Here is a 22,483-nt window from a genome sequence, read left to right as displayed (position 1 = left end):
AGCCATTTCCAAATGTAATATCCTTTAATTTAACTTCATTATACCAGCAGGGCTGTTTCGTCAACTCTTTCTTCAGGATGTTTTTTTGACTTTTTTTCAGGAAAAAGGCGATCCGCTTTGTGTGCGGACCGCCTTCCTTTGTACCTGCCATGTTATGGTTTCTGATCTGGCCAGAAACCTTTTCATGCCTTATTATCTTTTGTTTCTTCTGCGGCGTCTCTCTGTCTCAGCAGCAAGCATTGCGGCTGCAAGGAGAAGCATCAGGTAGGTTCCGATCGGTGTGTCATCTCCGGTCTTCGGTGATTTGCCGCCGTAGCTGCTGGAATGATCTTCGGAACCACCGCCATTTCCGTCATCGGAAGAAGGTGTTGGGGTTGGGGTCTCTGTAGCTTCTTCCTGGTTGGTAATAACTACTTCTGCTGTCATATTGGTATCATCGATTGTAACGGAGTCTGCACTTACGGAAACTTTATATCCAAAGTCTTCGGATCCTGCAATTGGTTTTCCGTTGGAATCGGTTTCGGTTACGTACAGAGTTACCTTTGTTCCTGGCTGGGCAAGACCAACATTGATAATCTCGCTTACTTCGTAACCACCATCCATCTTGAGTTCGATAATATTCTGCTCAACCTGCTGTGAAAGCTGTGTATGAGCTGCGTCATCAAAGATACCTGCATAAAATACTTTATCGCTGTTCTTGGTATCTCCGTCTGCTCCCAGAACTCTCTTAGTAATTGTCAGCTGGCCCTGTCTGTAGAAACCGTCTGGCGGGAAGCTGCTGAATACGTTTTCGAAGGAAACCGTTGTTGTTCCATCGGCTTCGGTTACGGTTGTGGAGTTACCATCGCCAAATACTGCTTCATAGGTGGTTCCATCTGCAAGCGCTCCAATAACCTGAGAAATTCCGTCTTTTGTACACTCTGCAATGTAGTAGGTCTTTCCTGCCTTAATATTCTCTGAGAATACTACGGTGGAAGCATTTGAATTCTTGAACTCAAGAGCTTTTACATCAGATACTCTCTTTGTGCATTCTTTATCGGAATACAGGGCTACGTAGAAGGTCTGATCTTTTGCTACCAGATTTTCACCTACATAGGTAAGTCTCTTGGTTACTGCAATAGATGCGGATGTTGCCAGGCTATCCTGTACCAGCAATACGCCTTCTTTGGAAACAGTTGTTGTCTTTTCGGTATCAACTGTTCCGTCTTCTTTCAGAACAAATGTGGTGTCGTTTGTAAGTAAATATCCATCTGGAGCTACAGTCTCACGAAGGGTGTAGGTCTTACCGGTTTTCAGTTTCTCGGTAACGTGAGCTTCCTTCGTGGAATCCCACTCGTCTACGATATTTCCATCCTCATCAATGATTTGGATGTGAGCGCCTTCCAGCTCTTCTCCGTCAGAAATATCTACTTTGCTTACTTTTACAGAAGTTCTGCTGTCTTCTACCAGAAGTCTTCCATCATCTGCAATGGTTGTGCTGGTATTGTCTTTGTCAAGAGTTCCGTCTTCTTTCAGCACAAAGGTTGTGTCAGCTGTAACTGTGTAGCCGTCTGGAGCTACGGTCTCGCGAAGGGTGTATTTCTCACCGATCTTAAGACCTGTTACTTCATGTGATTCCCAAGTGGAATCCCACTCATCTACAACATTTCCATCCTTGTCGATCACCTGGATATGGGCACCTGCCAGCTCTTTCTGGTCGGTGATATCCACTTTGCTGATCTTGACGGAGGTAATTGTGTTTGTTATAACAAATCCTTCGGCAGCATCTCCTGTTACTGCAGAAATGTAACCAGTTGTTTCGCTGGTTTCTTCTACGGTGTAGACGATATCTTTTCCAGCTTTCTTCTGGTCAAGATCGGACCATGTGTAAGTCCACTTGTTCTCTGCATTCAGGGTGATTTCCTCGCCGCTGTTCTCGCCATCTGCTTTCAGCTGAACTTTGATCTCTTTCGGTCTATGGCCGTCGCGGTCATTGTTGTCAGCCCATGCTTTGGTAACTGTGACGCTGGTTTTTCCTGGTGCATAGCTGTTTGTGATATCGTAGCCGGTGATCTCGGTTGTGTAATCTGCAACTGCATCCTCGGTTACGGTGTATGCAATTTCTTTTCCAGCCTCATATTTCGGCAGGTTTTCGAAACTGTAGGTCCAGTTTCCATTTTCATCTGCAGTTACGGTCTTGCTGTCTTTCTCCTCGCCATTTGCAAGAAGTCTTACCGTAATGCTCTCCGGACGTTTGCCGTCCTGATCGTCTGCATCGTTCCAGGTCTTGGAGCCCTTCACCTCAGTTGTCTCGGTTGTGTAAGCGTTGGTGATGTTAAATCCGTCTACACTTGTTTCGTAGCCTTCCACAGCTTCCTCGGTTACGGTGTAGGTGATTTCTTCACCATTTGCATATTTCGGCAGATCTGTGAAGGTGTAGGTCCAGTTTCCTGCTCCGTCTGCGGTTACAGTCTGGCTTGCTGCGATCTCGCCGTTTGCAAGAAGATTGATGATAATACTCTCTGGACGCTTGCCATCCTGATTGTCTGCGTCATCCCAGGTCTTGGTTCCGGTGATGGAAACATTTTCTGGAGCGTAGGTGTTAGTCAGGGTGGTTACGGTTCCATTCTTGCTGTTATCGGTCAGTTCGTAGCCTTCTGGAAGAGCTTCCTCTTTCCAGGTGTACTCGATTGCTTTTCCGTCTGCTTTTTCCGGAAGATCAGATACGGTCTGTGTCCAATTGTTCTCGGCGCTCAGGGTGACTGTCTCGCCGGTTGCTTCGCCGTCTGCAAGAAGACTTACGGTGATGCTCTCCGGACGTTTTCCATCCTGGTTTTCTGCGTCGTTCCAGATCTTGGTTACCGTTGCACTGGTCTTTCCTGGAGTGTAGCTGTTGGTGATGTTATTGCCATCATAGGTTGTAGTGTAATCAGTTACTTCCTCCTCAGCTACGGTGTAGGTGATTTCCTGGCCGTTTGCATATTTCGGCAGATCTTTGAAGGTGTAAGTCCAGTTTCCTGCGTCATCTGCGGTTACGGTCTGGCGATCTTTTTCTGCTCCGTTTGCAAGAAGGATTACAGTGATGCTCTCTGGACGTTTTCCGTCCTGGTTATTGGCATCATTCCAGGTCTTGGTTCCGGTAATCTCGGTGGTCTCTGGCTGGTGAGTGTTGATGATATTGTTGCCATCAAGCTCTGTGGTGTAGCCTTCAACTGCATCCTCGGTTACGGTGTAGATGATTTCCTGGCCATTTGCATATTTCGGAAGGTCTGTGAAGCTATAGGTCCAGTTTCCGTCTGTATCAGCGCTTACGGTCTGGCTCTTGATCTGAGTACCGTTTGCCAGAAGGTTTACGGTAATGCGTTCTGGACGGATTCCGTCCTGGTTATTTGCATCCTCCCAAATCTTATTTCCGGCAATGAAAGTTGTTTCTGGTATATGAGTATTGGCGATGTTATAGCCGTCTACCTTACTCTCATATCCCTTAACAGCTTCCTCTTCTACGGTATAAGTAATTTCCTTTCCATTCTTAAATTTATCAAGATTGTCAAAGGTATACTTCCAATTTCCGTTTGCATCAGGTGTTACTTCCTGGCTTGCAGCCTTTTCTCCATTTGCCAGGAGATTAACAATAATACTGGTCGGTCTCATTCCGTCCTGGTTATCTGCATCATTCCAGGTTTTAGTTATTTCAACTTTTGTTTTTTCAGTATTGTGAGTATTAATAAGGTTGTAACCATCTACGCTTGTTTCGTAGCCATTTACTTTTTCCTCACTTACTGTATAAGCAATTTTTCCTTCAGAATCATACTGTGGCAAGTTCTTGAAGACGTAACTCCAGTTTCCATTTGCATCAGGAATTACCTTCTGATCTGCAACTTTCGTTCCATTTGCCAAAAGGTTTACAGTGATACTGGTAGGTCTCATTCCATCCTGGTTGTTTGCATCATTCCAGGTCTTGGTTCCGCTGATTTCAATTACTCCTTTGTAAATGTTTTCAAAAGTCATTGTACCAGGAGTATCGCTGCCTTTCTTGATTGTCTTGCTTACATTCAGTGTTCCGTCTCCAGCATCTGCTACAGTTACCTCTACAGTATATACTGTAGTATCATAAGTAACTTCAGCATCCGCTTTCTGAACCTCTGATACTGTGTAAGTATGAAGTCCAACATCTTTAAGAGTATAGTTGAGCGGTCTGAATGTTACATTTCCATTTGCATCGTTGGCAACGGTCTGAATGGTCTCTCCGTTCTCATCTTTCAGCACAAAGCTAAAATCGTCAACTTCAAGATCTTTGTTCTTCAAAGTCTTGTTTGCTTCCAGTGTCAAGGATCCATTTGCAGCGTAAGTATTGGTAAATACGGTTCCACCAGCGGATTCAGTTCTTGCAATATCCAGTTTTCCGTCTTTGCCCTCACTTACTGTTATTGTTACTGTACGAGTCGCATTCGGATCGTTTGTTACACCTTCTGCACTTCCAGTCTCCTGGATTGTGTAGGTGTAAGTATTTCCTACATCTTCAAGACTGTACTTGATAGTTCCAAAGCTCAGTGACTGGCTGTAGCCACTTGTTGCATTTGTCTTTACAACTGTCTGTGCTGGCATTGGAGTGCCTTCAGCCGCGGTTAATGTAAAGGTCCATTCATCTCCATCCTGGAATTCACGACCGCTTAATACTTTGGTTACGCCAAGAGTTGTTTCGCCATCGGCGTACTTATTGGTAAATGTCAGTCCGTTTTCAGTAACTTCCTGAGTTACGTTAAGAGTTCCGTCTCCGTTGTCTCTGACGTTTACTGTTACAGTTCTTGCAGCAACTGGATCGTTTGTTACGTTTTCTACATTTCCGGACTCGGTGATGGTGTAAACGTAATCCTTATTGACATCTGCAATAGTGTAGTGGATCTTGCCAAAGTCAAGGGTTGTGGATATTCCACTAGTTGCAGTTGTGGTAACAACTGGATTTTCTGGCAGTGGGGCATTCGCATCATTGCAAGTTACGGTGAATGTCCAATTGTCGCCTTCCTGGAATTCACGGCCGCTCAGACTCTTGCTTGCTTTCAGCTCTGTGCTTCCGCTTGCGTTGTAGACATTGGTAAATACAAGATCTTCCAAACTCTTGTCAGCGGTTACCAGCAGCTTTCCTTTTCCGTTATCACTTACAGATACCGTGATAATGTAGCTGTCTCTAGTGTAGGTCACTCCCTTGACTTGTTCTTCCTCAGACGGGATGTTTTCTACTACTTTATAGTAGTGTGTTCCCTTTTCGGTATAGGTGATCTCATCAAAGGTTACCGTTCCGTCGGCCGCATTGCTCTTGGTATCTGTATATCCGTTTTCTACGGTCTTTCCGTTTTCATCAACCTCTGTGATTGTGAAGCTGAACTCTCCTGCCTTCAGGTCACGGCCGGTCAATTTCTTCTTCACGGATGGGGTATAGCTTCCGGCTGCATTGTATTCATTGACGAACTCCAGATCCTTCAGTTCCTGGTCTGCCGTTGCTGTCAGCGTTCCATCTTCGTTATCCTCTACCTTTACAGTGATCAGATAGCTCTGGCTGCTATAGGTTACTCCCTTGAGCTTCTCTTCCTCAGACGGAATGTTTTCTACTACTTTATAGTAGTGTGTTCCCTTTTCGGTATAGGTGATCTCATCAAAGGTTACCGTTCCGTCGGCCGCATTGCTCTTGGTATCTGTATATCCGTTTTCTACGGTCTTTCCGTTTTCATCAACCTCTGTGATTGTGAAGCTGAACTCTCCTGCCTTCAGGTCACGGCCGGTCAATTTCTTCTTCACGGATGGGGTATAGCTTCCGGCTGCATTGTATTCATTGACGAACTCCAGATCCTTCAGTTCCTGGTCTGCCGTTGCTGTCAGCGTTCCATCTCCATTGTCCTCTACGGTCACGGTAATCGTATAGGTCTGGCTGGTGTAACTTACTCCGTCAAGTTTCTCTTCCTCAGACGGGATATTCTCTACTACTTTATAGTAATAGGTTCCCTTCTTAGTATAGGTGATCTCATCAAAGGTTACCGTTCCGTTCGCTGCATTGCTCTTGGTGTCTGTATATCCGTTTTCTACGGCCTTTCCGTTTTCGTCAACTTCTGTGATCGTGAAGCTGAACTCGCCTGCCTTCAGGTCCCTGCCGGTCAGTTTCTTCTTCACGGATGGGGTATAGCTTCCGGCTGCATTGTATTCATTGACGAACTCCAGATCCTTCAGTTCCTGGTCTGCCGTCGCTGTCAGCGTTCCATCTCCATTGTCCTCTACGGTCACGGTAATCGTATAGGTCTGGCTGGTGTAACTTACTCCGTCAAGTTTCTCTTCCTCAGACGGGATATTCTCTACTACTTTATAGTAATAGGTTCCCTTCTTAGTATAGGTGATCTCATCAAAGGTTACCGTTCCGTTCGCTGCATTGCTCTTGGTGTCTGTATATCCGTTTTCTACGGCCTTTCCGTTTTCGTCAACTTCTGTGATCGTGAAGCTGAACTCGCCTGCCTTCAGGTCCCTGCCGGTCAGTTTCTTCTTCACGGATGGGGTATAGCTTCCGGCTGCATTGTATTCATTGACGAACTCCAGATCCTTCAGTTCCTGGTCTGCCGTCGCTGTCAGCGTTCCGTCTCCATTGTCCTCTACGGTCACGGTAATCGCATAGGTCTGGCTAGTGTAACTTACTCCGTCAAGTTTCTCTTCCTCGGACGGGATATTTTCTACTACTTTATAATAGTAGGTTCCCTTCTTACTATAGGTGATCTCATCAAAGGTTACCGTTCCGTTCGCTGCATTGCTCTTGGTGTCTGTATATCCTCCGGATACCTCAGCTCCGTTCTCATCTACCTCTGTGATTGTGAAACTGAACTCGCCTGCCTTCAGGTCCCGGCCCCTCAGAGTTTTTTTCACGGACGGTGTATAAGTTCCCTTTGCATTGTATTCGTTGACGAATTCCAGATCCTTCAGTTCCTGGTCCGCTGTTGCGGTCAATGTTCCATCCTCGTTATCCTTTACGGTTACGGTAATCGTATAGGTCTTGTCGGTGTAAGTTACTCCGTCAAGTTTCTCTTCCTCGGACGGGATATTTTCTACTACTTTATAATAGTAGGTTCCCTTCTTACTATAGGTGATCTCATCAAAGGTTACCGTTCCGTTCGCTGCATTGCTCTTGGTGTCTGTATATCCTCCGGATACCTCAGCTCCGTTCTCATCTACCTCTGTGATTGTGAAACTGAACTCGCCTGCCTTCAGGTCCCGGCCCCTCAGAGTTTTTTTCACGGACGGTGTATAAGTTCCCTTTGCATTGTATTCGTTGACGAATTCCAGATCCTTCAGTTTCTGGTCTGCTGTTGCGGTCAGCGTTCCGTCTCCGTTATCCTCTACCTTCACGGTAATTGTATAAGCCTGGCTAGTGTAAGTTACTCCGTCAAGCTTCTCTTCCTCTGACGGAATGTTTTCTACTACTTTATAGTAGTGGATTCCTTTCTCCGTATAGGTGATCTTCTTGAAGTTTACAGTTCCATCAGCTGCATTGCTTGCAGTATCATGATAGCCTTCACTTACCTCTTTTCCATCTTTATCAACTTCTGTAATTGTAAAGCTGAACTCGCCTTCTTTTAATTCACGGCCATTCAGTACTTTCTTAACAACTGGAGTATATGTTCCATTCTTTTCCTTTGTAGCATTGGAAATTCTTACATAAGCATGATGTTCTCCCTGAATAGGAGCCTTATGAATTTCTCCACCAGACTGATGTAAAACCTTCGCAATATCCAACTGAGAAATATTATTTCCAGAGTATAATGTACCCGCAGGTAATAATTGAATACCAGGAGCCTGGCCACCGCCTAACTTAACAGTTCCAGTAAATGGGTTTCCGGCTTCATCAATATAATTCCATAGAATATGAAGTCCAGCTTTAGACCACTCTTTTTCATTCATAATATTGGTTCCGCCAACATTTAGCTGTCCAATATTAGTTCCTAATAAATTAAGCTCTGATGTGCCGTTAGGAGCAATCACATTTATTACCAATGTTTGTGCAGAATCAGATAATATATTTCCATTATACGGTAAATCAACCTGATTTCCTGTCAAAACATCCGGTGTAATGTAAATAACCTGGGTACCATCACCCGTTTTAGCTTTTCCCAAATTACTAGCCAATGTGTTTAATTTTCCGGAAATCATAGCATTTACCCCACCGGAAGTATACTCACCATTGGTAACTCTTGACGTAAAATCACTCTCAGATAAACCATACTTTACATTATTTACCTGACCTTCTACAGTGATTTCACCCGCTTTCGCTCTCGTATACAGATTTCCATCTCTTAATTTAACTTTACCTGTTGCTGTTCCAACAAAGTTATCATTATTAAAAATTTCAATTGCAGTATTCTCATTATAGGAAACAGAAAAATCTTTATACTTGTCAGCTACTTTATTGTATTTCTTGCTGCCATATGCATAATTTCCATTAGTATTTTCTTCAAGTTCATATACTGAATATTTATAGGAAGAAGCACTTGTTCCGTTTGAATTATTTGTGTTTATCTGTGTAAAGTCAAAGGAACTTGTTCCATCACTATTAAATGTAAGTGATTTTACCTCAATTAACTTGTCGCTATTATCAAACAGTCCAAAATTGAACGTTTCAGCAGATTTTAATCCAGAAACACTTTTAGTCACATGAACTGTTAATGCATCTGTATACTTACCTACATTTCCACTGTCGCCAATGTCGCCACCGTCTGAATAAAATGAATCTGTTGCAATATTACCTTCCATGTCACCAGCGTTATGGAACTCGCCAGCAAATACTGCATAATTTGTTGCAGAGCCTAATGAACCAAATACGTTTGAAACTGTATTGCTTCCTAATTGGGTAATATTTACCTCTGCGCTATTGTTAATAATTTCTCCACATGATACTTTTTTGCTATAATCTAATATACTGTTATTCGGTATAACTTTATAATCGTTACCATCGTAGTCTTCCTTATAACTACCCTGTTTTAATGATAACAATACAATCTGAGCATTGCTAATATCTGAAAAAGGTTGTAAGGATACTGTTGCTCTACCACCAGTTACCTCAGCCTTAACAACCTTAGACTTTTTCTCATACCAAGAATCGTGTGATTGCAATGCCGCCAAATAATATGTACCATCTGGTGCATTAATAGTAACATCAATCACTGTCGCATTCTGCTGTTTCACCCTTCCCACCGTCGCCGCAAAGGTTGTCACGGATGAATCGGCCATGATCATCACGAGAGCGAGAAACAGTGCTAGGAATCTTCTTAAATACCCATTCTTTTTCATAATTTCTCATTCCTTTCTTTGGATATGTAGATTTATTTTTAACCGAATTGGGAATTATTTTCGGTTGCAAGATAGTATATGATTATTATGTTTATTGTATCACTTTAGCTCTTTCTCCAACTCTTTCATTTCCCGAAAGAGTCGCGAAAACGTGAGATTTTATATGGCAATTTTAGCATTTTCCACGTCTTTTTTATAAATTATTGATAAATATGTTCACTCTTGTCGCAGACCGCAAGGTGAACTGTAATTTACACCTCTGTTTCGCACATTTCTCCAATGGATGCCACATAGAAATCAACCTGTGTGGATTTCTTATCCCCCGACAGCTTGTTGAAGGCCTTGGCAATCCGTTTGGAAACAATAGGGCAGTTTTCCTGGCTGATTTCGATCAGCATGACAATATACTGCCGAACGTTGTATCTGGTGTAAAAATCCCCCTTTCGTATGGAGGACTGGATGGCTTGTCTAAGGAGTTCGGACTTTTCACGTTCTTTCTCTTCCGAAACGTTATTGGTCTTATAATCCAGTGTGCAAAGCATGACAAACACAGATAGGCCCGAGCGCTCCACCATACGGCTGAATACGTGGTAGATATCAATAAAGCTGGGGAACGGGCAGAAGTACGCACCCACTGCGGCTTCTTTTTCCCGAAGTCTTTCCTTGATATCGGTGAGGGCGCCTGCTGCCTGCGAGGTTCGCTCTCCCATCAGTTTGAAACGCTTTAACAGTCTCTCCGAAGGGGCTACTCCCATTTCGTCGAACAAAAGCTTTTCGGTGTTTTTGTAGACCTCAAGGCCTTCCTTATACCGGGACATTCCGATCAGGCTGTCGATTTCCCAGACCTGCCACTCGTCAAAGGGGTAAATCTCGGCGGCCCTGTGGGCTACTTTATGCAGATCTTCATACCGTTCATGGTTTTTCAGCCAGCGGCACAGTTCCTCTGTAATATGGAAGTAATCATCTCTGCACTGGACATTCTCCACGGCAACCCATTCCTCACCGATCATATCCAGGAGAAATTCACCTTTATAAATTTTCCAGGTCTGCATCCAGAGGTGGATCTTGTCCTCTTCTCTTTTCTCCGCCCGCTCTTTTTCTACCAGCTTCTTGAACTCGTTTACATCTACCTGAACCGGGATGTTTTCGTCCCAGCAGCACATTCCGGACTGGATATTTATGTATTTGCTGTCCGGAAGTCCAATATCCTTCAGCTGTTTGCGAAGCCTGAAAATGGTGTTGTTCAGGCTTCCGTTCTTATTCTCCACCTCAACTCTTCCATAAAGAGCTTCTATCATGGCCGCTTTGGAAATTCCGCCGTCCTCGGTGTGAAGCATGAGCAGCTGAAAAAGCTGTGTGGTCTTCGACGCTTTATTTCGATCCAGCACCAGTTCTTTTCCTTTATATTCCAGTGAAAAGGTTCCAAGCATGCGAACCTTTAATACGTTTTTGTCCATATTTTCTTCTCCATTGAACAGTTACAGTATATTCTAATATGCCTATATTATGACTTTTTTACATAATAACACCAGTATAAAAAAAGAACCAGTAACAATTGGTTAAAAAAAACAGAAGTTTTCATTACATTTGCTGAAAACTTCTGCTTTTGTTGCTTCCTTATTCTATTACTTCGTACTGCATCATTTCATATTTTAGTTTGGTGCCTTCTTTGATTTCCGCAGGTAAAAGGGCCCGGGCCACCAGCTTTAATTCGGGGGAATCTATGTCGGTGCGGCGCAGGTTGGCGTAGTCTCCGTCGATAGAAACTACTTCATAGTACCATGTTTCAAGTATCATTTACCAAAAATCCTCCTACTACAATATATTTATAGTTAATATCCTTTACAGCCAGTAAAGAATTGTCCATCTTAAAAGTTTCAAATATTGAGATATTTCTTATCCCGTTATTTTGCGCTTTCTGCTTCCATCTCAGCGTTAATGGTATCTTCGCTTGCTGCCATTGCCTGGAGTGTCATGGTAAGAAGCTTCTCCAGTTCCCAGCCAAGCTGCTCAGCTCCGCGCTCGATCACTTCACGGGAACATCCTGCGGCGAAGCCTTTGCTCTTATATTTTTTCTTAAGGGATTTCAGTTCCATATCTTTCGTGCTCTTAGAGGGACGCATTAAGGCGGCTGCCCAGATCAGTCCAGTGAGCTCGTCTGCTGCAAAAAGGACTTTCTCCATCTCATGTTCCGGTGCTACGTCCAGAGTGGTGCCGCAGCCAACGGTGATTCCATAACCGTGGGATACAACTGCGTGGATCACATCTTCCCCAACGCCTGCTTCACGAAGCAGTTCCGGTGCTTTCAGGCAGTGTTCCTCCGGATAAAGTTCGAAGTCAATGTCATGGAGAAGTCCTACAATTCCCCAGTATTCTGCGTCTTCACCGTAGCCAAGTTCATTTGCGTACCATTTCATAACGGCTTCCACAGTCAAAGCGTGCTGAATGTGGAATGGATCCTGGTTATATTTTTTCAGTAAATTGAATGCCTCATCTCTTGCTATTGTTTTCATAATCATTTCTCCTCGTATAACTTTACATTGGACACCGGCTTCTGCCTGGCATGTCCTCACCTTTTACGTATCTTGCGTTAAATTCCATGTTAATCTGGCGAAGCTCTTTCTTCCCGTCAATATAATCCTGATACATTTCTGCCAGACCTGCCATACAGCCGTCGCAGTTCGCTTCAATGTTTCCCAGTGATTCTGCAACGATCTTCTCCCGCTCTTCGCGGGTCGTTTCTGCGATTAAATATCCCGCCATCTTTACGCCTCCACTTCGTTTCATTTACAGCAACTATACTACAACCTTCTTCAAATGACCAGACTTTAAATTTGAAAAAGAGAGAAAGAATCCCATCAGACTCTTTCTCTCACCGTTTTCCTAACCAATCCAGTTATTGTAAGATCTCACCCTTTTTATCCAGCAGTGCCTCACATGCTGCGCAGGCTGGGCAGTCGCAGTATTTCGCACCGGCAGCTTTGATGTCTTTGGCGTGAGCGAGGATGTTTTTGGCGCCGTCAGCACCGAAAACCTTTGCGCCCATGTCAGATTCTGCGAAGGAGATCAGTCCGTCAATCGGCATAATGTCAGCTTCCAGCTCTGTTACATAAGCTTTGGCAGCCTCTGCCTCATTTTCTTTTCCAACAGAATCCAGATAGTTCTGTGCTGCCTCTTTTACTTCTTTGCACGCAGATGGTGCGGCAAGTAAATCCGCTGTTAATTCCTGAATTGTTTTTCCCATGGTAAAATCCCCTTTCTAAGTAAATTACTATGAAAATCATCGACAGTACGCTATAAATGTGACTGCTGACTCTCATATTTGTGATTTCCGCATAAACAGATATGCGATTTTGCTACTTATATTATAGCGTACTCGTACTCAATTTCAACTTTAACTTCTTCAAGTTAAAATTCCCCTTGTGCAGCAAAAAGGGGACCGTCCCTCCCACAGCTACAGTCCCCTCTCTCATAATTCACGCGCTCCTATACTCTTTCGGCGAAACGCCCTTTATCTTCTTAAACACCTTGGAAAAATACTTTTCATCCCGGAAGCCCACTTTGTAAGCGATCTCGTAGGTCTTCAGATAATTCTGTTTCAGATAGGTACATGCCCGGTCAATCCTTACCAGGTTCAGGTAATCCACGAATTTGCAGTCCAGAGTCTGGGAAAAGAGGGTGGAAAGATAACCTCCGGAAATTCCAAGCTTCTCCGCCACCTGGGACAAAGCAATATCCTCAGCGTAATGCTCTGCGATATATTCCTTGGCCTCCAGTACAAAATGATTGGCCTGCTCATTTTCCCCGGAAGCTTCTCCTCTTTCTTCTGACCCAAATTCCTCATCTGCCAGCTTATTCAGGCATGCCAGAATATCCGCCGCCCGCACCGGCTTCAACAGATATTCCCTTGCCCCGAAGCGGATGGCCTGCTGGGCATAAGCAAATTCATCATATCCGCTGAGAATCACCGTAACCGGATTCAGCTCTGCTTTTCTGGCTGCTTTCATAACTTCAATCCCATTTCTAAGAGGCATCTGCACGTCCAGCAAAACCACCTCCGGCTGGTACTGCAAAAGGAACTCAAGTGCCTGTTCCCCGTTTTCCGCCTCATAAATCTGAGCAAAACGGTCTGAATGAAGGCGGATATATTTTGCCACACCTTTTCGTATGGTATCTTCATCATCTGCGATCAAAAGCTTCAAACCCATTTCTATACTTCCTCCTCATACGGAACCATAAGGATCACCCTGGTTCCCTTTCCTACTTCACTTTGAATCTCCAGAGAAAACTGATCTCCATACTTTCGCTGAAGACGCTCTCTGATATTCTTGATAGCATATCTTCCAATACGCTGTTTCCGGTACTGATCCGGCTCTTCTTCCCAGATCTCATCAATCTGGTCCTGCCGCATGCCAATACCTGTATCTGCAATTTCAAACCGGATCATACTTCCCTGAAGCTGTCCTGTCACCGTCAGCTCGCAGGGAGTGCTTACATTTTCAAAACCATGAACAATGGCGTTCTCCACAAAAGGCTGAAGGATCAGTTTCGGTATCTTCGCCTTTTTGATCGCCTCATCCATCTCCACCCGGTATTCCAATCTCTTGGAAAAACGCATTTTCTGGATCTGGAGGTACCTGGAAACAAGCTCCGCCTCCTGACCCACAGACACCTCTCTCTTTCCCTGGCTAAGCACCAGACGGAAAAGCTGGGAAAGAGCCAGAATGCTCTCTGCGATTTCCTCATTGTCCGCTTCAATGGCCTGCCAGTAAAGAGAGTCCAATGTATTGTACAGGAAATGGGGATTGATCTGGGCCTGTAACGCCGCCAGCTCGCTCTCTTTTTCCTGAAGGGTAATCACATAATTCTCATTGATCAGATCCCGGATGGCGTGAACCATGCGGTTAAAGCATTCTGCCACCTCACCAACTTCATCATGTGTCATAACCTCCACCTGCTGCTCAAAGTCACCTGTAGAAACCTCATTAATGGCAGTTGTCAGCTTCCGCAGCGGCTTGGTTACAATATTGGAAATGATCAGAAGCAGGGGCAAAAGTCCAATAAGTAACCCTATGAGCAAAATCGCCGGCATATAGGCAATGTCCAATATCTGGGTCTGCAGGCTGTACCGTGGTACGATTTTACACACAATGCTGGAATTTTTCTCCAGCTGGGTACAGATGACTTCACAGTCACCTCTGGTAAAATGAACCTCCCGTTCCTTATAATTCTGCTCTATAAAATCCTTCCCGCTTAGCTCTTCCTCAACAGCCGCCGGTACATCTCCCATTTTTACCAGCTCGCCGCCATTTGGATCCAGTACCAGCACACTCTCATCACTGTTTTTTACAATGCTTTTGCAAAGGTTCTGGAAATATTCCTGGCTCACGCCGATCACAACATAACCTAGGGTTTTCTTCTGGGTGAGATCGTAAATCTCCCTGTAAAGAACGATTTTGTCGGAACGGTTTGTAAGGTAGGTGTCTCCGCTTCCCTTGGGCACGCTGCGCCAGATCATCTTATTTTTGCTTTTCCCAGTTTCCTGGTAAATATCTGTGGCATGGATCACGTCCAGATCCGATATGTAGGCACTGGCGTCCATACAGCGAAGGTAGGGGCGGATACCGTTTTCCGGATAAATGGCAATGGTCTTGATATGGCCTTTCAACGCCATCATATCCTGCACGATGGCCATGGGTGCCTCCTCAAACCAGAGTCTGGCATTCTTATTTTTCTCCTCCACATCCTCTGTGGTAAGCAAGGTGTGGATATCATTATTTATACAGATATACGTGGAAAAATCCTTGATATCCGTCTGAAGGATACCAAGGCTCTCCGCAAGAGTTTCGACTCCTGATTTGTCATTTTCCAGCTTGTCGTTCTGGATCTTCTGATAGTTATAAAGGAAAAGGAACAGGCATATGAGGATCAGTACGGGCGCAATGGTCACGTAGCCATAAAACACCAGCTTCTTTTTCACGCTCAGGTGGTCTACCCAGTTTTTTATCTTCTTCATAAGCCTGTTGCTCCTTTTTTTCGTTCTTAGCCCTTCACAGCTCCTATAGCCGCACCCTTTGTAATATGCTTGTTCAACGCGATATACACGATTACCGCCGGTGCCGCTGTCAGTGCCATAACTGCAAACTGGACCGCATAGTTGGAAGAATACTGTCCTGTAAATTCAAGCACTGAAAAAGGAAGTGTTTTCCACTTCTGGGAACTGAGGTACGTACTTGCCATCATGAACTCGTTCCAGTTGTTCAGGAAAGTCATGATCGCCACGGTTGCAATAGAGGACTTCAGCATTGGGGTAATGATCTGGAAAATAATACGGTAAATTCCACATCCATCCATAACTGCCGCTTCCTCCAGCTCCACCGGAATGGATTCCAGGAAGCTTGTCATCAGGAAAAGGCCCTGGGGCAGGGAAAATGCCACATAGGGGATCAAAAGTGCCCAGATGGTGTCGGTCAGACCAATCTGGCTGTAAATCTTATAGTTTGGAAGCAGGGTTGCATGAATGGGGATCATCATTCCCATAAGCAGCAGGGTTTTCACAAAACCGCTGAGCTTCCACTCCATTCTTCTGCAGGCAAAGGATGCCATAATGGACACTACGATTACCAGAACTACTGCAAGTCCATTAATCAGTACACTGTTCCTTAAGTATAACAGAAAATGTCCGTCTACAAAAGCTTTTACATAGTTGCCCCACTGGATTTTCTCCGGAATGATCAGAAGTCCGCTTGTGAACATTTCGGTGCTGCTTGCAAGGGAGAAATCAAGCAGCCAGATCAACGGAAAAATCTGGATAATGGCAACCAGGATCAGGATCACCCACAATGCGATTTTTCCGGCTTTTGTCTGTTTTGCGCCAACTTTTTCCATTATGCGTGCCTCCTTCCTGCTTTTACCGGACGACTGTCACGGTCTTCAAAAATCTTATTTAAAACTACGGTTGTGATCAGGCAGATGATGATAAATACCACGCCGATGGCATTGCCGTAGCCATATTTAAATGCCTTGAATGCCTGCTGGTACAGATAGTTGGCAGCAAACTGGGTTCGGTTTCCAGGGCCGCCGTTGGTGAGAAGATAAACAGTTTCCATCTGTTTCAGGGCGGAGATCACAGCCATTGTTACGTTTACCTGGATCACAGGCTTCATAAGCGGCAGGGTGATCTTCAGAAAAGTGGTTTTCTGGTCTGCCCCGTCAATGGCTGCAGCCTCATAAAGCACCGGATCAATGTTCTTGATTCCCGTGTAGTAGATCAACATTCCCCATCCAAAGCCATGCCAGATGAGAACGATCAGGACTGACCAGATGGCATTGTCTGCGCTGAACCAGTTGATATCTCCTTTTCCACCGAAGGCTTTGATAATGTTATTTAAAAGACCAAAGTCAGGGTTGTAGATAAATTTCCAAAGATATGCGATAACTGCTACGGAAATTACATTGGGAATAAAGTATACACAGCGGAAAAATCCCTCTCCTTTTCCCCCAAGCTTATCCAGGATCGCTGCTGTGATCATGGCCAGAGGATGCTGGATGCAGATAAATCCAATTGCGAGAAACAGGGAGTTTCTCATGGACATCCAGAAGGCCTTGTCATGGATCAGTGTCTTATAATTTTCCCAGCCTACGAAATTAAAGGAACCCATTCCGGAGTAATCTGTGAAGCCGTAGTAAACACTGAGGCAGATCGGAGCAAGGATCGCAAAAAGGAATAACAGGACGCCGGGCAGCACCAGGCTGAAGATCACAAGCTTATTACTGTATAATTTTTTCATATTCTGCTCCTTAATTTACCAAGATGCCAGGAATGCCCGTCATCTTACATTTGCCAGCTGATATAAAATTGACCGCCAGATGAAACATCCGGCGGTCACATCATTCATGCTTTTTTAGCCAAACCTGCTGAATTAGTTGCAGGCTGCGCCGATTGTCTCAAGGAATTCGTCTACGTCAACGCTTCCGTTGGATACGCTCTGGATCTCGCTCTCAATGCTTGTCTTGAATGCAGATGGACCGCAGTCATTGATCGGTGTACCGGAAACACTTGTGGCATTGTTTACAGCGTCTACAAACTGCATCTGAAGCTCTGTCTCATCGCCGGTCATATAAGCAGACTGATCCTGTGCGGACATTCCAACACCATTTTCCCATCCATATTTGGAAAGCTTGTCTGGCTGATACATGTAGTTCAGGAATTTGATCGCTTCGTCTTTTACTTCGGAATCAGCAGATACTGCGTATCCGCCGCCGTTCCATGCTGCGATGTCAGTTGCAGTTCCTTTTCCGCCGTCGATCACTGGCATTGTGAATACACGGATGTTGGTTCTCACTTCTTCCGGAATATCCTCATTCAATGCCATGGATGCTTCCCAGCTTCCCATGTAGAACATTGCAGCCTGGCCATTTGTAAACAGGTTCATTGCAGTTCCGTAATCCTGGGAATCGTAACCATTCTGGAATAATCCTGCGTCTGCACTTTCTTTCAGAAGTTCGGTTGCTTTTTTCAGATTCTCATCAGAGAAATCGCCTGTGGAAATGGCATTGCTTACAACACTTGAATAGTCAGAGCCTGTAAGTTTGAAAAGGATATCGGACAGATAAACTGCCAGCGGCCATCCATCTCCACCGTCCATTGCCAGCGGAACAATGCCTTTGTCCTTGATCTCACCAGCCAGGGTAAGGAGTTCATCATATGTAGTTGGAATTTCCCATCCGTTGTCCTCGAAAATCTTCTGGTTATAGTAGAAACCAGCCACATCTGTGTTTCTTGGAAGTCCGTAAAGCTTTCCATCTTTCATGAAGCCATCAAGAGATCCGGAAATAAATCCGTAATCTGCGTAATCATCCTGATTCAGTTCTGCGAGAACACCTGCATCAAGTACTTCATCCAGGAATGCCGGCTGGCCCCAGATGCTGACTACATCTGACATACCTTCCATAGAATAGGCTTTAAATTTTGTTTTGTATGCTTCCTCATCAAGAGCCTCAACCTCAATGTTTACGTTCGGATTCTCTTCCATGTACTCATCAATGATCATCTGCTCTACAAGTCCCTGTCCGTTCTTACGGTCTGGCAGGTTGGAAAATACTTTCAAAGTAACCTGATCATCTGCTTTTACTACGGTTCCTCCAAATGAGATTGTTGCGGATAATGCCATAAGTGCTGCCATTCCAGCTGCTACGATTTTACGTTTCATACCTTTTTCCTCCATATACCTTATTGATCTTCTTTGTTACGGCCGTCTGATTTATTTGATGATTGAAGTTTATCATTGTTTTGGTGTAAAAAACAGATATCAAATTTCAGAAAAGGTGCAATATTTTTAAATGAAAAGTCCACCTGTAAAAGCTGTTTATTTTTTCGCTTATATGTTATATTATATCTACCTTATATTATTTAGGAGGACTTTATGAGCAAAAAACGAGTAGGTGTGATCACCTTCCATAATTACGATAACTACGGCGCCATCCTGCAGAGCTACGCGCTTCAGAAAAAGCTGCGCCAGATCGGCACCCAGCCAGAGATCATTGATTACCGCTGCGATTATATCAGTAATCCTTTCCGTCTTGTGAATTTGAAAAAGAAAGGACTTTTCAATTACATTTACGGTGCAATCGGACATATCTGCTACATTCCGCGCCGTTTCAAATGCAACAAATTCCGTAAGCACATGCGTTACAGTCAGCCGGTCACCCAGGGCAAAATGCAGCCGGTTGCAGGCAAATATGACATCTACATTGCCGGCAGCGACCAGATCTGGGACTACAAGCTGACCAATTTTGACACCACTTATTTCCTTGATTTCGTAAAAGAGGGGAAAAAGAAATGCAGCTACGCCGCAAGTATCGGCGAGAACCTTCCGCCAGAAGAATACCAGCAGAAATATAAAGAGCTTCTGTCCGATTTCGATGAAGTCCTGGTCCGCGAAGATTACGGCGCTGATATTGTAGAGAACCTGACTGAGAAACGTCCGGAAGTTGTATGCGATCCTACCCTTCTTCTCACCGCTGAGGAATGGGATAAGCTTCTTGTAGAACCGAAATATAAGGATAAATACATTCTGGTTTACCAGCTTGGAATCAACAAAGAGATCGTTGACTTTGCCCGCCGTCTTCACGATAAGACAGGCTACCGCATTGTTTACATCCCGTTCCCACTGGTAGGGCTTCTGAAGTGTGCCTGCAGGATTGCTATCGGCCCAGCCGAGTGGATGGGACTTTTCAAAAATGCGGAATATGTTATTTCCGACTCCTTCCACGGCGTTGTATTTTCCCTTATTTTTAACCGGAAATTCTTCGCCAAGGTAAACGGCCATCACATGAACCGCCGTGTCCAGCAGCTCCTTAACATGGTAAATCTTACCGGCAGGACCATGGATGATGTTTCTTATGAGAAGCTTACCGAAGAAATTGATTTTACTTATGCCAACGAACAGATTGCCCGTTTCCGTGAGCACTCCATGGAGCAGCTGCGCCAGATGGTAGGAGACAAATAACCCGGAGGTTTTTATTATGCTTACACCCAATCAGAAAAAACAGGACTGCTGCGGCTGTATGGCCTGCAGCTTTACCTGCCCCAAATCTGCCATTACCATGAAGGCAGACGAATGTGGTTTCCTTTATCCTGAAATTGATCAGGATTTATGCGTTCATTGTAACCTTTGTACCAGGGTCTGTCCCCTTCAGGAGAATTATACCAGTGTTGACGCAGTTCCGGATATTTATGCACTTCAGAATCATCAGAAGAACGTGGTCAGTGAAAGCTCCTCCGGCGGTATGTTTTCTATGCTTGCAGACTGGACACTTGCACAGGGAGGCGTTATTTATGGTGTCGCTTTTGATGAGGGATTTGAAGTCCGTCATATGCGCGCTGATTCTGCGGAGAAAGCCGCTTCCTTCCGGACTTCCAAATATGTTCAAAGTGATCCTGCCCAGATTTACCAGTCTATCTGCAGCGATCTGAAAGACGGTCTCACTGTGCTTCTCACCGGAACCCCCTGCCAGATTGCAGGTGTTACCCGTTTCCTGGAGATGAAGCATGCCGATACCAGCAGTCTCTATACCTGTGACAATATTTGCCACGGCGTTCCAAGTCCTGCCGTATGGAAGGATTACCTGGAAATCCTGAAAACCAGATACATGGATTCCGATGCCCGGATCACTTCCATTAACATGCGGAGCAAGCGTGTCTCCTGGAAAAAACAGGTGATGGATGTTTCTGTTTCCAGGGGAAATCTGCTGCCTGTACTGGAGGAGTTTTCCTTTAATAAAATTTTCCTCAGCCTTTTCCCAGTGCGTCAGTCCTGCTTCCACTGCCACTTTACCAGCTACAAACGCCCGGCAGATTTTACCCTGGGTGATTTCTGGAATGTGGACAGTGCAGGCATCAAATTTGATGTAAACGGAGGCGTTAATGAGGTTCTGGTCAATACGGAAAAAGGCCAGAAGCTTTTCACCCAGATCCGTGAAAACGCTGTATACCAGCCGGTTTCCAAGGCAGCCGGATGGCAGCCCCATCTGGAATATTCTACCAAAGCTCCTGGAAATCAGGAGGCATTCTGGACAGAGTACAATGCTGCGGCAGATCTTGAGGGGAAAGAAGCGCTGCTCCGCAAATATATGAAGGGGTCCACACTTACCAGGATCATCCGCAAGGTGAACCCGATTTTGCAGAAGACTGGTCTGTATAGTATTGCAGGAAAAATGTATAAGGCTGTTTTTGTAAAAAAATAGGATTTACAGGACAACGTTTGCTTGCAATGCACCAACTAGGTTTCAATAGTAAAAGGGATTTTAAATGAATAAAGAAAAAAATGTAAAAAAGGCTTTTTTATGGAACATGATCGGAAGTACCTGTTATTCAGGTTCTTCCTTTCTGTATCTTCTTGTTGTAACACGTATCTGCGGCGCACAGCTGGCGGGATTTTTCTCCCTTAGTTATGCCACAGCCCAGCTTTTGCTTCAGGTGGGACGCTACGGAGTCCGTACTTACCAGGCCACTGACCTGAACCGCAAATATTCTTTTTCTGAATATAAGCTGTCCAGAGTGATCACCTGCTCCTTGATGATGCTGTTTGGCATTATTTACAGTGCTTACAGCTTTACTGGGGAATACATTATCATCAGTACTTTTGTAATTATGATGAAAATGATCGACGCGGTGGAGGATGTTTTCCACGGAAATCTGCAGCAGAATTATCATGTGGAGCAGATGGGAAAGGCCCTAGCCATCCGAAATGTTTATTCTGCAGTATTTTTTACAGGGATTCTCCTGGTGACAAAGAACCTGTATCTGACCTGCGTTGCCACAGCGGTTACTTCTTTGATTTTGTGCCTGGGGGTAAATTCCTGGTTTGCGCGGAAATATGGGGATGCGGCTGGATCCGCAGCTAACTGTGAAAGTACAGCTTCCAACATTCACCCGGATAACCGCAAATCCAGCCGTCAGCCTGCCACGGCGGCGCAAAATTCTAAAAAGCTGAGCCATGTTTTGGAGCTGCTGAAAATCTGTACCCCAATGTTTATTGGTACCTTTCTTTCCCTGCTCCTTTACAACGTACCGAAATACGCCATGGCAAATGTAATGACTGACGAATACCAGACCTATTACAGCATTCTGTTTATGCCGTCCTTCGTCATCACCCTGATGTGCGAATTTGTATTTAAGCCAACCATCACCACGATTGCAGAATTATGGTGGGAAAATAATCTGAAAAGGTTCGTTATGTATGTTCTTCGGATCATTGCCATTATTCTGGTCTGCTGCGCAGGAATCGTAGTGGGCGGTCATCTCATTGGACGTACTTTACTGGAGATTATCTACGGCGTGGATCTTTCTCCATATAAAATGCAGTTTATCGTACTGCTCACCGGCGGCGGAATTGGTGCTGAAGTTTACATGATCTACAACATCCTCATTGCCATCCGCTGGGGAAAATGTATGCTTCCGGTTTATTCGATCACCGCGATCATCACAATCGCCGCTGCCCGGGCTATGGTAAACCAGTGGGGCATTATGGGAGCTTCTTTGAATTATCTGCTTTCCTGCTCGATTTTGTTTGTGTTGTTTGCTTCGATTTTGGTTTATGTAATCTTGAAAAAGAAACGGGAATTAAAAAAAGAGAATTAACATCATTGCCAAAAGGAGACTATAACTTATTAATCCAGTTAT

General features: G+C 44.6%; 14 protein-coding genes. 3 read left to right on the top strand and 11 right to left on the bottom strand.

Annotation, left to right across the window (positions count from 1 at the left end):
• Nucleotides 1-192: 192 nt before the first annotated feature.
• From ACTQ50_RS04870 to ACTQ50_RS04820, 11 genes are all read right to left on the bottom strand, one after another.
• Nucleotides 193-9,297 (bottom strand): Spy0128 family protein, encoded by a 9,105-nt coding sequence (locus tag ACTQ50_RS04870; RefSeq protein ID WP_441483212.1) that lies wholly within the window; start codon nucleotides 9,295-9,297, stop codon nucleotides 193-195.
• 251 nt (nucleotides 9,298-9,548) lie between these two features.
• Nucleotides 9,549-10,754 carry an AfsR/SARP family transcriptional regulator gene (locus ACTQ50_RS04865; RefSeq protein ID WP_441483211.1) on the bottom strand — a complete coding sequence of 402 codons (1,206 nt, stop codon included), beginning with the start codon at nucleotides 10,752-10,754 and terminating at the stop codon, nucleotides 9,549-9,551.
• A gap of 160 nt (nucleotides 10,755-10,914) precedes the next feature.
• Complete coding sequence (locus ACTQ50_RS04860) at nucleotides 10,915-11,094, bottom strand: chorismate--pyruvate lyase (RefSeq protein ID WP_441483210.1); 180 nt, start codon at nucleotides 11,092-11,094, stop codon at nucleotides 10,915-10,917.
• Between the two features lie 107 nt (nucleotides 11,095-11,201).
• A complete protein-coding gene (locus ACTQ50_RS04855; protein ID WP_441483209.1) occupies nucleotides 11,202-11,810 on the bottom strand; it encodes an HDIG domain-containing metalloprotein in 609 nt (202 codons plus the stop codon).
• 22 nt (nucleotides 11,811-11,832) lie between these two features.
• Nucleotides 11,833-12,060, bottom strand: a complete 228-nt coding sequence (locus ACTQ50_RS04850) for a purine biosynthesis protein PurH (RefSeq protein WP_226822179.1) — start codon at nucleotides 12,058-12,060, stop codon at nucleotides 11,833-11,835.
• Between the two features lie 133 nt (nucleotides 12,061-12,193).
• Nucleotides 12,194-12,541, bottom strand: a complete 348-nt coding sequence (locus tag ACTQ50_RS04845) for a molecular chaperone Hsp90 (protein WP_441483208.1) — start codon at nucleotides 12,539-12,541, stop codon at nucleotides 12,194-12,196.
• Nucleotides 12,542-12,773: 232 nt separating this feature from the next.
• Nucleotides 12,774-13,505, bottom strand: coding sequence for a response regulator transcription factor (locus ACTQ50_RS04840; RefSeq protein WP_441483207.1), 732 nt, complete (start codon nucleotides 13,503-13,505; stop codon nucleotides 12,774-12,776).
• Between the two features lie 2 nt (nucleotides 13,506-13,507).
• The gene (locus tag ACTQ50_RS04835; protein ID WP_441483206.1) at nucleotides 13,508-15,313 is read right to left on the bottom strand and encodes a histidine kinase; all 1,806 of its coding nucleotides are present in this window, start codon (nucleotides 15,311-15,313) and stop codon (nucleotides 13,508-13,510) included.
• Nucleotides 15,314-15,339: 26 nt separating this feature from the next.
• Nucleotides 15,340-16,185 carry a carbohydrate ABC transporter permease gene (locus tag ACTQ50_RS04830; RefSeq protein WP_441483205.1) on the bottom strand — a complete coding sequence of 282 codons (846 nt, stop codon included), beginning with the start codon at nucleotides 16,183-16,185 and terminating at the stop codon, nucleotides 15,340-15,342.
• Entirely contained in the window at nucleotides 16,185-17,087 is a 903-nt protein-coding gene (locus ACTQ50_RS04825) for a carbohydrate ABC transporter permease (RefSeq protein WP_441483204.1), read from the bottom strand. The genes ACTQ50_RS04830 and ACTQ50_RS04825 overlap by 1 nt, the downstream gene beginning before the upstream one ends.
• A 132-nt stretch (nucleotides 17,088-17,219) precedes the next feature.
• Nucleotides 17,220-18,509, bottom strand: coding sequence for an ABC transporter substrate-binding protein (locus ACTQ50_RS04820; RefSeq protein WP_441483203.1), 1,290 nt, complete (start codon nucleotides 18,507-18,509; stop codon nucleotides 17,220-17,222).
• 213 nt (nucleotides 18,510-18,722) lie between these two features.
• Between ACTQ50_RS04820 and ACTQ50_RS04815 the strand changes: the two genes are divergently transcribed.
• The 3 genes from ACTQ50_RS04815 (at nucleotide 18,723) to ACTQ50_RS04805 (ending at nucleotide 22,441) form a co-directional block, all read left to right on the top strand.
• Nucleotides 18,723-19,808, top strand: a complete 1,086-nt coding sequence (locus tag ACTQ50_RS04815; RefSeq protein WP_441483202.1) for a polysaccharide pyruvyl transferase family protein — start codon at nucleotides 18,723-18,725, stop codon at nucleotides 19,806-19,808.
• Nucleotides 19,809-19,824: 16 nt separating this feature from the next.
• A complete protein-coding gene (locus tag ACTQ50_RS04810; RefSeq protein ID WP_441483201.1) occupies nucleotides 19,825-21,045 on the top strand; it encodes a Coenzyme F420 hydrogenase/dehydrogenase, beta subunit C-terminal domain in 1,221 nt (406 codons plus the stop codon).
• A gap of 64 nt (nucleotides 21,046-21,109) precedes the next feature.
• Complete coding sequence (locus tag ACTQ50_RS04805) at nucleotides 21,110-22,441, top strand: lipopolysaccharide biosynthesis protein (protein WP_441483200.1); 1,332 nt, start codon at nucleotides 21,110-21,112, stop codon at nucleotides 22,439-22,441.
• Nucleotides 22,442-22,483 lie beyond the last annotated feature (42 nt).

The sequence above is a fragment of the Blautia sp. Sow4_E7 genome, from assembly GCF_052116245.1.
Taxonomy (GTDB): domain Bacteria; phylum Bacillota; class Clostridia; order Lachnospirales; family Lachnospiraceae; genus Blautia_A.
The sequence above is the reverse complement of the archived record's forward strand: the minus strand, read 5'-3'. Positions and strand labels throughout refer to the sequence as shown.

Coding starts and splice junctions, on each gene's coding strand:
- ACTQ50_RS04815 (WP_441483202.1), top strand. CDS start 18,723: ATGAGCAAAAAACGAGTAGGTGTGATCACCTTCCATAATTACGATAAC.
- ACTQ50_RS04810 (WP_441483201.1), top strand. CDS start 19,825: ATGCTTACACCCAATCAGAAAAAACAGGACTGCTGCGGCTGTATGGCC.
- ACTQ50_RS04825 (WP_441483204.1), bottom strand. CDS start 17,087: ATGAAAAAATTATACAGTAATAAGCTTGTGATCTTCAGCCTGGTGCTG.
- ACTQ50_RS04830 (WP_441483205.1), bottom strand. CDS start 16,185: ATGGAAAAAGTTGGCGCAAAACAGACAAAAGCCGGAAAAATCGCATTG.
- ACTQ50_RS04835 (WP_441483206.1), bottom strand. CDS start 15,313: ATGAAGAAGATAAAAAACTGGGTAGACCACCTGAGCGTGAAAAAGAAG.
- ACTQ50_RS04805 (WP_441483200.1), top strand. CDS start 21,110: ATGAATAAAGAAAAAAATGTAAAAAAGGCTTTTTTATGGAACATGATC.
- ACTQ50_RS04850 (WP_226822179.1), bottom strand. CDS start 12,060: ATGGCGGGATATTTAATCGCAGAAACGACCCGCGAAGAGCGGGAGAAG.
- ACTQ50_RS04820 (WP_441483203.1), bottom strand. CDS start 18,509: ATGAAACGTAAAATCGTAGCAGCTGGAATGGCAGCACTTATGGCATTA.
- ACTQ50_RS04870 (WP_441483212.1), bottom strand. CDS start 9,297: ATGAAAAAGAATGGGTATTTAAGAAGATTCCTAGCACTGTTTCTCGCT.
- ACTQ50_RS04855 (WP_441483209.1), bottom strand. CDS start 11,810: ATGAAAACAATAGCAAGAGATGAGGCATTCAATTTACTGAAAAAATAT.
- ACTQ50_RS04865 (WP_441483211.1), bottom strand. CDS start 10,754: ATGGACAAAAACGTATTAAAGGTTCGCATGCTTGGAACCTTTTCACTG.
- ACTQ50_RS04845 (WP_441483208.1), bottom strand. CDS start 12,541: ATGGGAAAAACAATTCAGGAATTAACAGCGGATTTACTTGCCGCACCA.
- ACTQ50_RS04840 (WP_441483207.1), bottom strand. CDS start 13,505: ATGGGTTTGAAGCTTTTGATCGCAGATGATGAAGATACCATACGAAAA.
- ACTQ50_RS04860 (WP_441483210.1), bottom strand. CDS start 11,094: ATGATACTTGAAACATGGTACTATGAAGTAGTTTCTATCGACGGAGAC.